Below are 11,585 nucleotides of genomic sequence, written 5' to 3' on the forward strand. Positions count from 1 at the left end.
GCATTTTCGATCAACGCCGAACGGCGTCCAGTACCGGCCCGATCACGGTGAAGGCCGCCTCGGTGAGCGCCAGTGGGTCCTCGGCGCCCTCGCTGGCCACCCAGCGGTGCAGGACGGTCCCAAACGCGCTCAGCGCGGTGCCCGCCGCCAGCCGCGGCCGCAGATCGTCGGCGCCGAGCCCGGCGCGTGCGGCCAGCGCGGCCGTCAGCTCGTCCTGCCAGGCGCTCACCCGCTCCAGGAAGCGGGCGAGCAGCGCGGGGGTCGTCAGGACCAGCCGGACCACCGGCAGCGCGTCCCCGGCGTGCCCGGCGCAGGCCGCGATCGGGGCCGTGACGGCGTGGCGCAGCGCCAGTGACGGGGGCTCGGACTCCGGCCGCGCGGCCAGCGTGGCGGCCATGTCGCCGCCCATGTCGGTCAGCAGGCGCACGACGACGTCCTCTTTGGACGCGAAGTGCCGGAAGAAGGTGCGCCGGGAGACGCCCGCGGTGGCCGCGATCTGGTCGACGGTGACGGCGTCGAAGCCGTCGGCGGCCATCAGGCGCAGCGCGGCACCGGTCAGTTCGCCGGTCACGAGCAGGCGCATCCGGGCGGTCAGGCTGGGTGTCTCCACCCGGACATGCTACGTCATGCCAGCTTGGCACTCAAGGTCTACTTGACACTCAGTGACACCATGCGCCAGAGTGTCAGGCGTGAAGAAGCAACCCTGGACCGACGCCGACATCCCCGACCTCGACGGCCGCGTCCATCTCGTCACCGGGGCCTCCGGCGGCCTCGGACTCGCCACCGCCCGCGCGCTGGCCGCCCACGGCGCCCACGTCGTCCTCGCCGTCCGCGACACCGCCAAAGGCGCCCGCGCCGCCGCGGCCATCACCGCCGCGCACCCCGGCGCGCGCCTCGACGTCGAGGAACTCGACCTGCTCGACCCCGCCTCGATCCGCGCGCTCGCCGCGCGCCTGGAGCGCCTCGACGTCCTGGTCAACAACGCCGGGGTGATGGGCCCGCCGCGCACCCTCACCCCCGAGGGCCACGAGATCCAGTTCGCGGCCAACCACCTCGGCCACTTCGCGCTCACCGGGCTGCTGCTGGACCGGCTGGCGGCCGGGCGCGACCCGCGCGTGGTCACCGTCAGCTCGACGGTGCACCGGCAGGGGCGGATGCGCTTCGACGACCTCACGGGGGAACGCGGCTACACCCCGATGGGCTTCTACAACATGTCCAAGCTGGCCAACGCGATCTTCGGGACCGAGCTGCACCGGCGGCTCACCGCCGCCGGGAGCCCGGTCCGCAGCGTCCTCGCCCACCCCGGCTACACCCGCACGGGCCTCCAGACCCGCTCGACCACCGGGGTGTGGAAGCTGCTGCTGGGCGGCATCGGCAACCCGCTCCTGGCCCAGCCCGCCGAGCGCGGCGCGTGGCCGCAGCTGTACGCGGCGACCTCACCGGAGGCGGTGGCGGGCGGCTTCTATGGGCCCGGCGGACTCGCCGAACTGCGTGGGCATCCCGTCGCGGTGAAGCTCTCGGCCGACGCGCTCGATCCGGAGAACGGCGGGCGCCTGTGGCGGGTCTCCGAGGAGGCCACGGGCGTGGCGTACTAGCCGCCACCTCGCCGCGGCCTCGCCGTCACCGGAGATCATCTGCTCAGCGCGTCCCGCCCGCAGAGAGCTACGGGGGAGGCGGGGCGGACATCGAGACGGCGGGGAGCGGGCGCAGGACCGGCCCGCTTCCCGCCAGCTCCACCGTCACCTCCGCCCGGCGGCCGCTGATCCGCAGGGTCGCGACCATGTTCCCGAAGTACGGCCCGGCGAGCCTGCGCCACCGCACCGAAGATCGCCACCGCCACAGCGCCGCCGCCAGGGGGTGCCACCACCCGGCCCGGAAGAAGGGCCGCAGCCAGCGCGGGACGCGATTGTGCAGCGGCGAGCACACCAGCTGGAACACCCGCGCGCCCACCGGCCGATCGAAGAACGCCTCGGCCACATAGCCGTGGTGGACGTCGCCCGACAGCACCGAGACCGTCGCCGCGCCGCGCTCGGCCGCGCCCCGGATCAGCCGCGCCAGCCGCTCCGAGGACGCCCGGAACGCCGCCCAGTGCTCCAGGTCGGCCGCCTGCCGCAACCGCTCGGCGAACCGGCCCCGCCACCCCGGGCGGCGGCACGCCGCCTCGTTCATCGCCTGCACCCGGTCGATCACGTGCGGTAGCAGCCACGGCAGCGACGAGCCGATCAGCAGATGGTCGACGTCGCCCTCGGCGTTGGCCTCCAGCCACGCGAACTCCCCGTCGCCGACCATCGCCCGGCCCTCGCGCAGGATCCGTCCCGAGCGGGTGTCGGTCATGATCAGCCGCGTGCGGCCCAGATCGCGCCGGTAGCTCCAGCGCGTCCCTTTCGCCCCGTCGGCCTCCCGGATCGCCGCGCGCGCGAACTCGCGCAGGACCCCGTGGGCGTCACCGCCGTCCCGCCCGGCGTGCATGACGGCCTTGACGGTGTCGTCGGCGGCCAGCTCGGCGGGGGAGAGGTTGCCCAGGTGCTGGTACACCCAGTACGACACCAGCGCCGCCTCTTCGCGCTCGGCCCACCAGGCGGTCGCCTCGATGGCCTCGCGCCACGCCAGCGAGGTGTTCCAGTCGTCGCGGACGTCGTGGTCGTCGAAGATCATCGCCGTGGGGACCGTGGAGAGCAGGTACCGGATCGCCGGTGTCGCCCACGACTCGTGATAGAGCCGGGCGTACTCGGCGTAACCGGCCACCTCCTTGCCCGGCGGGACCGACACGTCCCGGCGCGCGGCGATCCACTCGCCGGTCGCCTTACTGGTCTCGTCGGCGTAGACCTGATCGCCCAGCAGCACCAGCAGGTCGGGACGCTCGCCGCCGCCCGTCAGCCGCGCGGCGTAGGCGGCCAGCGCGTCGGTGCCCCACGAGGCGCTCTCGGCCGGGTCCCGCGACTCCGGCATCCGGCACGAACCGAAGACCAGGTGCAGCTCGTCCTGGCGCCCCAGCGTGCGCACCGACGGCGCGTCGGCGCCCTCGCGCGGCCAGCGCGTCACCCCGTCCAGCCGCACGTCGTAGGAGGTCACCGAACCAGGTTCCAGGCCGTCCAGGACCACCAGCGCGTAATGATGACCGGCGACGGTGAACGTCGGCGAGACGCGCCCGGCGACGGCGACGTCGCACGGCGCGTCCGTCTCCACCCACACGGTCGCCGAGACCGCGTCGACGTGACGGAGCAGGGGACCCAGGACGAGGTCGGGCATGGCGGCTCCTCGGGTGCGCGCTGCCCCGACGCTACTGGATGCCCGCGACACCGCGCGCCGATCGCCGCCTTCGGGAAAGATCTCCCATCGGCGATGTCCGGTCGGCGCCGACGGCTCCGATCCACGGGTGAAGACCATCGAGCAGAGGAGAGTCCGATGAAGTTCATGCTGATGACCTACGGCACCCAGGAGGACTACGACGGCATGGCCGGCAAGTCCACCGGCAAGCCCGCCTGGACGCCGGAGCAGTTCCAGGCGATGGTGGAGTTCATCACCGCGCTGAACAAGAAGCTGGAGGACTCCGGCGTCCTCGTCGAGACCCGCGGCCTCGACCTGCCCGTCCACACCCGCCGCGTCACCCACGACAACGGCGAGAACGTGGTCACCGACGGGCCCTACGCCGAGACCCAGGAGGTCCTCGCCGGGTACTGGGTCGTCGACTGCGACGGCATCGAGCAGGCCACCGAGATCGCCATGGAACTGAGCAACTGCCCCGGCCCCGAGCACGTCCAGAACGGCGCCTACATCGACATCCGCCCCATCAACGACAGCGCCGACGAGCTGCTGTGAGCGACGTGCCGCAGGACCTGCTGCGCGAACTCGCGCCGCGGGTCCTGGGCGCGGTCGTGCGCCGGTACGGGAACTTCGCCCTCGCCGAGGACGCCGTCCAGGAGGCGCTCATCGCCGCCGCCTCGCGCTGGCCGGGCGAGGGCGTCCCGGAGAAACCGCTCGGGTGGCTGGTGACGGTGGCCGCCCGCCGCTACGCCGACCTCGTGCGCGCCGAACGCGCCCGCCGCCGCCGCGAGGAGACCGTGGCGGCCTGGACGCCGCCACCGCCCGGCCCCGCCGGGGACGACTCGCTGGTCCTGCTGTTCATGTGCTGCCACCCCGCGCTGTCCCCGGCCTCCCGGATCGCGCTGACCCTGCGCGCCGTCGGCGGCCTCACCACCGGCGAGATCGCCCGCGCGTTCCTGGTCTCCGAGGCGACCATGACCCGCCGCGTCACCCGCGCCAAGCAGACCGTGAAGGACTCCGGGATCCCCTTCGCGCTGCCCACCGGCGCCGAACGCGGCGAGCGGCTCACCGAGGTCCTGCGCGTCCTCTACCTGATCTTCAACGAGGGCTACGTCGGCACCGGCGGGCGCAGCCTCCAGCGCGCCGACCTCGCCGACGAGGCGATCCGCCTCGCCCGGCTGCTGCACCGGCTGCTGCCCGCCGACGGCGAGGTCGCCGGGCTGCTGGCGCTGATGCTGCTCACCGACGCCCGCCGCGCCGCCCGCACCGGCCCCGACGGGCTGCCCGTGCCGATGGCCGAGCAGGACCGGCGCCGCTGGGACACCGCGCGCATCGCCGAGGGCGCGTCCCTGCTCACCGCCGCCCTGTCCCGCGACGGGCTCGGGCCCTACCGCCTCCAGGCCGCGATCGCCGCCGTCCATGACGAGGCGCCCGGCCCCGAGGACACCGACTGGCCCCGCATCGTCACCCTCTACGAGGTCCTCATGCGCGTCGACGGCAACCCCGTGGTGCGCATGAACCACGCCGTGGCCGTGGCGATGGCCTCCGGGCCCGGCGCGGGCCTGGCGCTCCTGGACCGGCTCGGCGGACTCGACGGCGACCACCGCTACCAGGCCGCACGCGCGCACCTCCTGGAGAAGACCGGCGAGTTCGCCGCCGCCCACGAGGCCTACCTGCGCGCCGCCGACCTCACCCGGAACATGGCGCAGCGCCGTTTCCTGCTGGCCCGCGCCGCCCGCCCGGCCGGATGATCACCTCACCGCCCACCGGCGTGAAACCCAGCCGCAGGAACGCCCGCAGCGACCGCGCGTTGCCCGGTGAGACCGCCGCGAACACCGGCTCGCCCGCCGGGACCAGCGCCAGCGCGTCGGCCAGCAGCGACGGGCCGTCCCCGCGCCCGGTGGCCGCGGTCTCGATGCTCAGCTCCAGCCGGCCCGCCAGGCCCGCCGCGAGCGTGACCAGGCCGCGCTCGTCGCCGTGCACGCGCACGCCGGCCCGCAGCCCCAGCGCGTGCCGGACGCGCGGATGCCCGGCGAGGTCCCCGCGCGCCGGGAGCGTCCCGCCGCCGGTGCCGCGCGCGACGAGGACGGCGTCCAGCACGCCGATCTCCCCGCCCGGCCCGGCGAGCCCGCGCAGGAAGTCCGGCGCCATCGAGCCGCCGAAACCGTCCGGCGCCAGCGCGGCGACCTCGGCGTCCGGGAGGGCGGTGGCGACGTAGGCCCGCCCGGTGAGCGCCAGGGAACACTCCAGGCCACCGGGCAGCGGCGGGAGGATCTCGACGGTCCCGTCGGCCTCGGGGAACACGCCGTCGGCGGCGTCGAGGAGGACGGGCAGCAGGGGGTGGGACATCGGCCGAGACTATCCCCGGCCATCGCCTAGCACTGCAAGTCTTGCCTAACACTGCTAGGGTGGCCTCATGAGAATACGGGGAACGGCGGCGCTACTGACGCTCGCCTTACTGCTCAGCGCGTGCGCGAAGCCGGGAACGACCGGAGCGAGCGCGGAGGCACCGGGGGGCACTCTCGGCTTCGTGAAACACCCGGGCGCGGTCGACTTTCCCGGCGCCCACGACTACGTACCGCCCTCGAAGGGCATCCAGAAGCTCTTCCCGTACGGGCCGTGCGTCCTGGGATTCGGGCTCTACTCCACCGGCTACACCCGCGTCGGCGCCATGTGGACCGGCGGTACCGGCTGCGAGAGCCTCACCCTCGCCGAGCGGCCCGCGAACCCGCCGCACGACGGGCCGAAACCCATCGAGCTCGGAACGCCCTTCGGCGCCAGGCGCGACGTGGTGGACCTCGGCGACGGCGCCCTCCTCGGCATCGGTGAGACCAGCCTGGACCGCCGCGCCGCCGACGGGACCGTGACCGTGCTCGGCGAGGGCGTCGAGATCTACCCCGGAAAGGGCGACGCGGAGGGCTCCACGGGCTTCAGCGACCTGTTCGCCGAGGGCGACCTCGTCCTCATCGCCGGCCGGGTCGACTGGCGCGGGCGCCTCTGGCGCTCCACCGACGGCGGCCGCACCCTGGCCGAGGTCACCGTGCCCGGCGACACGTCCCCGAACCTGCACATCATCCGCGCGGGCGGACGCCTCGTCGCCGTCGACCCGTGGGCGGCGACCGCCCTCGTCTCCACCGACGACGGCGCGACCTGGACGCCCGAGGCCGTGACGGGGGTGCCGCCGAACGGATACAACCGCTCGCCCTTCATCGTGCTGGAACGCGAGGGCGGGTTCCTGGCGGTCGCCTCCCGCGGCTCCGAGGACGGTGGGGAGCAGGCGCCCGTCGTGTTCACCAGCGAAGACGGCCTGAACTGGAGTGACACCGGCGCGGCCATGGAGGGCGAAGGCTCGGTCCTCGACGCCACCCTCGACGCCGACGGCCGGCTCGTCATCGTGGGCAACACCGGATCGGCGAAGGAGCAGTGCGGCGTCGTGTGGGCCGAGACCTTCCAGGGGTGGCGGCGCGGTGACCTGGGCTGCCAGGCCTATCCCGCGCGCGTCGTGACGACCCTCGCCGACGGGCGCGTCCTCATCGCCGGGAACACCGACCTGTGGATCCGCCAGAGCGGCCCGCCGGAGCCGAGGGGCTCCGGCGAGAGCAGCCCCGCCGCGGTCTGACGGCGTCCATCCCCGGGTGGAGATCGTCGGGTCTCCACCCGCGCGCCGATCCGGCGGGCGGCGTCCGTCCATACCGTCGAGGACATGAGCTCCGAGGCAGTCGCCATCGCCATTCCCGCCGCCGTCCTCCTCGTCGGCTGGCGGCAGCTGACCACCCGCCGCGTCGACCGGCCGGGGATCCTCATCCTCGCCGCCGCGCTCACCGTCATGGGCCTCACCACCGGTGTCATCGACCGCGACCTGCTGCCCCTCAGCATCCTGATGCTCATCGTCGACCTCGCCTTCGCGGCCGGGGCGGGCGCGGCGCGCGCGGCGTCGGTCCACGTGTGGGTCGACGAGCGGGGCGTCGCGTGGTCGCGGGGGACGTGGTGGACGGTGCTGCTGTGGGCCGGGTCCATCGCCGGGCGCTTCGGCCTCTACGGCATCGGACTCGCCCTCGGCCTGCGCCCCGAGCCGAAGAGCGCGCTGCTGTTCGCGGGCGTCACCATCGGCGTCCAGGCGGCGCTCGTGGCGTGGCGCGGCACGCGGATCCGTGCCATGAGTAGTGTCGGCGCGTGACCGACTGGCGCCGCTGGGCACCCACGGGAGGCCTCTTCACCACCGCCGTCCTGCTCGTCGCGGGCGTCCTGGCCTCCGCCGACCAGCTGCGCGGCGGCGCCTTCGACATCGCCCTCGGCGCCGGGCTCCTCCTGTCGCTGGGGGCCACGCTCCTCCTGCGCCGCCGCAGCGGGCCCTTCGGCGTCCCCGCCCAGATCTACGCGCTCATCGCCGTCGTCGTGGTGTGCCTGGCCGTCGCCGTCCTCACCGACCGCGACCCGATCGTGTTCGTGCTCCTCTGGAGCGTCGGGATCGCCGCCGTCCGCCACCCGCCGATGTACTCCTTCGCCGTCGGCGGACTCGCCGTCACCGGGCTCCTCCTCGCCGGCTGGTTCCAGGGCGACGTCCGGCGCGACCTGTACCTGTGCTTCAGCATCAGCATCGCCTACCTCGTGGGCTACTCCGTGCGGCAGCGCCGCGCGACCCGCGTCGCCGAGGCCCACGAGGCCGTCCACAGTGAACGCGCGCGCATCGCCCGCGAGCTCCACGACCTCCTCGCGCACTCGCTGTCGGCGCAGGTCGTCCACCTGGAGGCGGCCCGCCTCCAACTGCGCGCCCACGACACCGACGCCGCCCTCGAACGCGTCGAACTCGCCCGCGACCTCGCCCGCCGCGGCCTGGACGAGGCGCGCTCGGCCGTCGCCGCGCTCCGCGAGGACCTCCCGCCCCTCCCGAGCACCCTGCGGTCCCTGGCCGCCGAGTTCGCCACCGCCACCGGCCGCGACTGCGAGGTCGTCATCGACGGCGAACCCCGCCCGCTGCCCACCGAGGCCGCCCTCGCCGTCACCCGCACCGCGCAGGAGGCCCTCACCAACGTCCGCCGCCACGCCCCCGGCAGCCCCGCCCGCGTCGTCCTCGCCTTCGGTGCCGCCGAGTGCGTCCTGGAGATCACCAACCCCGCCTCGCCCACCCCCGGCGAGCCCGGGGGAGGATATGGCCTCGTGGGGATGCGCGAGCGAGCCGAACTGCTGTCCGGGACCCTGGAGACCACCACCGGGGACGTGTTCACCGTGCGCCTGAGGATCCCGGTGTGACGGCGCGCGTCGTCGTCGCCGAGGACCAGGCCATCGTCCGCGACGGTCTCGTCCTGCTGCTCGGGCTGCTCCCCGGCGTCGAGGTCGTCGGCGCCGCCGCCGACGGCGAGGAGGCCCTGCGGCTGGTCGCCGAGCACCAACCCGACATCGTCCTGATGGATCTGCGCATGCCCCGCCTGTCCGGGGTGGCCGCCACCAAACGGGTCCGCGAGGAACACCCCGGCACCCAGGTCGTCGTGCTGACCACCTACGCCGACGACGCCTCGGTGTTCTCCGCGCTGCGCGCCGGCGCCCGCGGCTTCCTGACCAAGAGCGCCGGCGCCGACGAGATCGCCGCCGCGATCGCCTCGGTCATGGACGGCCACGCCGGACTCGACCCCCGCGTCCAGGGACGCCTCCTCGACAGCATGACCTCCGGCGCGGTCCCCGCCGCGCCGGTCGCCGGACCGCCGTCCCGCCGCGAGGAGGCCCCCGACGGCCTCACCCGCCGCGAACGCGAGGTGCTGATCCTGATCGCCGCCGGTCGTTCGAACGCCGAGATCGCCGCGGAGCTGTACGTGAGCGAGGCGACGGTGAAGACGCACATCAACAACCTCTTCGCCAAGGCCGGACTGCGCACCCGGGCACAGGCGGTGGCCTACGCGTTCCGGCACGGACTGGTGGAGGAGCCGGGGGAGTAGGCGGGGAGCGGGCTCGGAGCGGGCAGGGTGTGGGCAGGGCGTGGGTGGAGCCGGGCCGGTGGGACGACGGTGGGCTCGTGTGGGGCGCGCGGCCCGGTGGGCGTGACGGGGCGGCCCAGGGAGGGGCGTGCCGGGCGAGGCGGCGGGTGCGTGACGCGGGCTCGCCGTACGCCCGGTGAGGCGCGTTCGGGGCGGCTCCGTGGCCACGACGACGCGGCCCCGCCGGGATCCTAGCCGCCGTAATGCACCGACCCGCGTCGATGCTGTCGTGCGTTACGCCACGACGTGCGCGGCATGGCCTCGCCGGGCCGCGACGTGGGCGGCACGGTGTCGTCGGGCCGTGTCTGGTGGGGTGAGGCGGCTTGTGTGAGGCGCGGTCGTGACGGAGCGGACCAGTCGGGCGACGGTGCGGCCTTGTGCTGGCTCCACGCGGCCACGCGAAGGGTGCTGGATGAGTGGCGGGGTGTGTGACGCAGCCCCGCCGGGACCCTCGCCGCCGCATGGCATCACCCCGGGTCGAGGTTGCCGCGTGTTACGCCGTGCCGCGTCGGCCGCGCGGCCCGGGTGCGCCGGTGCTGCGCGGTGCCGCAGGCGTGAGGGTGCGGTCCCGGCGCCGGTCTTCCATGCCGCGGGGCATCGATCAAGGCGCTCGCTACGTCGTGGCGCGTCGTGAAGTACGGCGTCGTCGGGCCGTGACGGTGCGGCTCTCGCAGCGCGGGCGCGCTACCGCCCCACCCTCCATGCCCCCGAACCGCCCCCACCCCACCCGCTCGCGTTGCATGATCGAACCGAACTCGCCCGCCGCGATCCTGGAGGTCACGTGAAGGTGCTCGTCATCGGTGCCACCGGCTACATCGGGGCCGCCGTGTCCGGCGCGCTCGCCGCGCGGGGGCATGCCGTCACCGGCTTGAGTCGCTCGGGGCGGGCCGCGCATCCCGGGGTCGAAGGGGTGCGGGGTGACATCACCGATCCGGCGGGGCTGGTGGGGGTGGCGTCGCGCTCGGACGTGATCGTGCACGCTGCGGCGCCCACCGGCGATGAGGACGCCGACGCCTCGGCGCTGGAGGCGCTGCTGGGCGCCGACCGGCCGCTGGTGTACACCAGCGGCATCTGGGTCCTCGGCGAGACGGGACGCGATCACGCCGACGAGGACGCGCCGCTGAACCCGCTGCCGATCGCGGCGTTCCGGCCGCGCATGGAGAAGCTCACGCTGGGCGGCGGCGGGTCGATCATCCGCCCGGGCATCGTCTACGGCGATGGCGCGGGGATTCCCGCCATGCTCGTCGACTGGGCCGCCGCGCACGGCATCGGACGCCACGTCGGCGGGCCGGGCGGGCGCTGGCCGATGGTCCACGTCGAGGATCTCGCCGGGCTCTTCGCGCTGGTCGTGGAGCGCTTCGAGGCGGGCGCGATCTGGCACGGCATCGATGAGCCGGCCGTGTCGACGGTCGCGCTGGCCGCGGCCGCCGACCTGGCCGCCGGGGGCCGGGGACGCACCGAGCCGCTACCGCTGGACCGCGCGGTGGAGCTCCTCGGCGCGCCCTACGCCACCGCGCTGGCCCTCGACCAGGATGTGCGCTCGACGCGCGCGGCGCGGCTCGGGTGGAGCCCGGCGCGTTCCTCCGTCGACGAGATCGCCACGGGGTCCTACGTCCGGCACGTTTGATCCGGCACGGCGGGGGCATCTCTCCGTCCACGGGCGAAGCCCCCCTCGCTCGCCCGGGACAGGAGTGCTGGCATGACCATCGCAGGTGTCATCTCCGCCATCATCGTCGGACTCGTGATCGGCGTCCTCGGGCGGCTCGTCCTGCCCGGCCGCCAGAGCATCCCGATCTGGCTCACCATCCTGGTCGGCATCGCCGCCGCGCTGATCGGCACGGCCATCGCGCGGGCCCTCGGCGTCGCCGACACCGCGGGCGTGGACTGGATCGAGATCTGCATCCAGGTCGCCCTGGCCGCCGTCGGCGTGGGCGTCCTCTCCGGCATCCGGCGTTCGAGCTGACCCGGGCGGCCGGGCGGAGTCGGCGAATACGCCCTGGTGAGAGCCGGTGAGAGGGCAAGATGGAGGAGCCCACGTGACAAGGGAGGCGCCATGACCATCGACGGCATCTTCTCCGCCCTCATCATCGGCCTCGTCGTCGGTGCCCTGGGACGCCTGATCCTGCCCGGCCGCCAGAACATCCCGATCTGGCTGACCCTCGTCGTCGGCGTCGTCGCCGCGTTCCTGGGCACCGCGCTCGCCAAGCTCTTCGGCGTGGCGACCACCAAGGGCGTCGACTGGATCGAGCTGTTCTTCCAGCTCGCGCTGGCCGTCGTCGGCGTCGCCATCGTCGCTGCGATGCGCAAGAAGACGTGACAGCGATCTGGCCGTGATCTGTCAGCGGGCCCGGC

13 protein-coding genes are annotated in these 11,585 nt (G+C 74.4%); 10 read left to right on the top strand and 3 right to left on the bottom strand.

Annotated elements, in window-relative coordinates; all coding sequences use genetic code 11:
* Positions 1–10: 10 nt before the first annotated feature.
* Complete coding sequence (locus QSK10_RS31395; RefSeq protein ID WP_285667074.1) at positions 11–610, bottom strand: TetR family transcriptional regulator; 600 nt, start codon at positions 608–610, stop codon at positions 11–13.
* Positions 611–689: 79 nt separating this feature from the next.
* On the opposite strand from QSK10_RS31395, the gene QSK10_RS31400 reads away from it, so the two are divergent.
* A complete protein-coding gene (locus QSK10_RS31400) occupies positions 690–1,595 on the top strand; it encodes an oxidoreductase (protein WP_285667075.1) in 906 nt (301 codons plus the stop codon).
* 67 nt (positions 1,596–1,662) lie between these two features.
* On the opposite strand, the gene QSK10_RS31405 is transcribed toward QSK10_RS31400, so the two are convergent.
* Positions 1,663–3,249: an alkaline phosphatase D family protein gene (locus QSK10_RS31405; RefSeq protein ID WP_285667076.1), complete on the bottom strand. Its 1,587-nt coding sequence runs from the start codon at positions 3,247–3,249 to the stop codon at positions 1,663–1,665.
* Positions 3,250–3,405: 156 nt separating this feature from the next.
* Here QSK10_RS31405 and QSK10_RS31410 point away from each other — a divergent pair, with 156 nt between their 5' ends.
* Complete coding sequence (locus QSK10_RS31410) at positions 3,406–3,819, top strand: YciI family protein (RefSeq protein ID WP_285667078.1); 414 nt, start codon at positions 3,406–3,408, stop codon at positions 3,817–3,819.
* Positions 3,816–5,015, top strand: a complete 1,200-nt coding sequence (locus QSK10_RS31415; protein ID WP_285667079.1) for an RNA polymerase sigma factor — start codon at positions 3,816–3,818, stop codon at positions 5,013–5,015. Before QSK10_RS31410 ends, QSK10_RS31415 begins: the two co-directional genes overlap by 4 nt.
* On the opposite strand, the gene QSK10_RS31420 is transcribed toward QSK10_RS31415, so the two are convergent.
* Positions 4,954–5,613: a hypothetical protein gene (locus QSK10_RS31420; protein WP_285667081.1), complete on the bottom strand. Its 660-nt coding sequence runs from the start codon at positions 5,611–5,613 to the stop codon at positions 4,954–4,956. The two genes, QSK10_RS31415 and QSK10_RS31420, sit on opposite strands and share 62 nt — an antisense overlap.
* Positions 5,614–5,794: 181 nt before the next feature.
* On the opposite strand from QSK10_RS31420, the gene QSK10_RS31425 reads away from it, so the two are divergent.
* From QSK10_RS31425 to QSK10_RS31455, 7 genes are all read left to right on the top strand, one after another.
* Positions 5,795–6,883 (top strand): WD40/YVTN/BNR-like repeat-containing protein, encoded by a 1,089-nt coding sequence (locus tag QSK10_RS31425; RefSeq protein WP_285667083.1) that lies wholly within the window; start codon positions 5,795–5,797, stop codon positions 6,881–6,883.
* Positions 6,884–6,967: 84 nt separating this feature from the next.
* Positions 6,968–7,441, top strand: coding sequence for a hypothetical protein (locus QSK10_RS31430; protein ID WP_285667084.1), 474 nt, complete (start codon positions 6,968–6,970; stop codon positions 7,439–7,441).
* Entirely contained in the window at positions 7,438–8,514 is a 1,077-nt protein-coding gene (locus QSK10_RS31435) for a sensor histidine kinase (RefSeq protein ID WP_285667086.1), read from the top strand. The genes QSK10_RS31430 and QSK10_RS31435 overlap by 4 nt, the downstream gene beginning before the upstream one ends.
* Entirely contained in the window at positions 8,511–9,194 is a 684-nt protein-coding gene (locus tag QSK10_RS31440; protein WP_285667088.1) for a response regulator transcription factor, read from the top strand. The genes QSK10_RS31435 and QSK10_RS31440 overlap by 4 nt, the downstream gene beginning before the upstream one ends.
* An 820-nt stretch (positions 9,195–10,014) precedes the next feature.
* The gene (locus tag QSK10_RS31445) at positions 10,015–10,860 is read left to right on the top strand and encodes an NAD-dependent epimerase/dehydratase family protein (protein WP_285667090.1); all 846 of its coding nucleotides are present in this window, start codon (positions 10,015–10,017) and stop codon (positions 10,858–10,860) included.
* A 72-nt stretch (positions 10,861–10,932) separates the two neighbouring features.
* Positions 10,933–11,196, top strand: a complete 264-nt coding sequence (locus tag QSK10_RS31450; RefSeq protein WP_285667093.1) for a GlsB/YeaQ/YmgE family stress response membrane protein — start codon at positions 10,933–10,935, stop codon at positions 11,194–11,196.
* Between the two features lie 90 nt (positions 11,197–11,286).
* Positions 11,287–11,550, top strand: coding sequence for a GlsB/YeaQ/YmgE family stress response membrane protein (locus QSK10_RS31455; RefSeq protein WP_285667094.1), 264 nt, complete (start codon positions 11,287–11,289; stop codon positions 11,548–11,550).
* The last annotated feature ends 35 nt before the right edge of the window (positions 11,551–11,585 follow it).

This window comes from Actinorhabdospora filicis (assembly GCF_030269765.1).
Lineage (GTDB): Bacteria > Actinomycetota > Actinomycetes > Mycobacteriales > Micromonosporaceae > Actinorhabdospora > Actinorhabdospora filicis.

Bases quoted from the DNA above. Each gene is read 5' to 3' on its own strand.
- QSK10_RS31450 (WP_285667093.1), top strand. From the start codon at position 10,933: ATGACCATCGCAGGTGTCATCTCCGCCATCATCGTCGGACTCGTGATC.
- QSK10_RS31455 (WP_285667094.1), top strand. From the start codon at position 11,287: ATGACCATCGACGGCATCTTCTCCGCCCTCATCATCGGCCTCGTCGTC.
- QSK10_RS31430 (WP_285667084.1), top strand. From the start codon at position 6,968: ATGAGCTCCGAGGCAGTCGCCATCGCCATTCCCGCCGCCGTCCTCCTC.
- QSK10_RS31420 (WP_285667081.1), bottom strand. From the start codon at position 5,613: ATGTCCCACCCCCTGCTGCCCGTCCTCCTCGACGCCGCCGACGGCGTG.
- QSK10_RS31405 (WP_285667076.1), bottom strand. From the start codon at position 3,249: ATGCCCGACCTCGTCCTGGGTCCCCTGCTCCGTCACGTCGACGCGGTC.
- QSK10_RS31410 (WP_285667078.1), top strand. From the start codon at position 3,406: ATGAAGTTCATGCTGATGACCTACGGCACCCAGGAGGACTACGACGGC.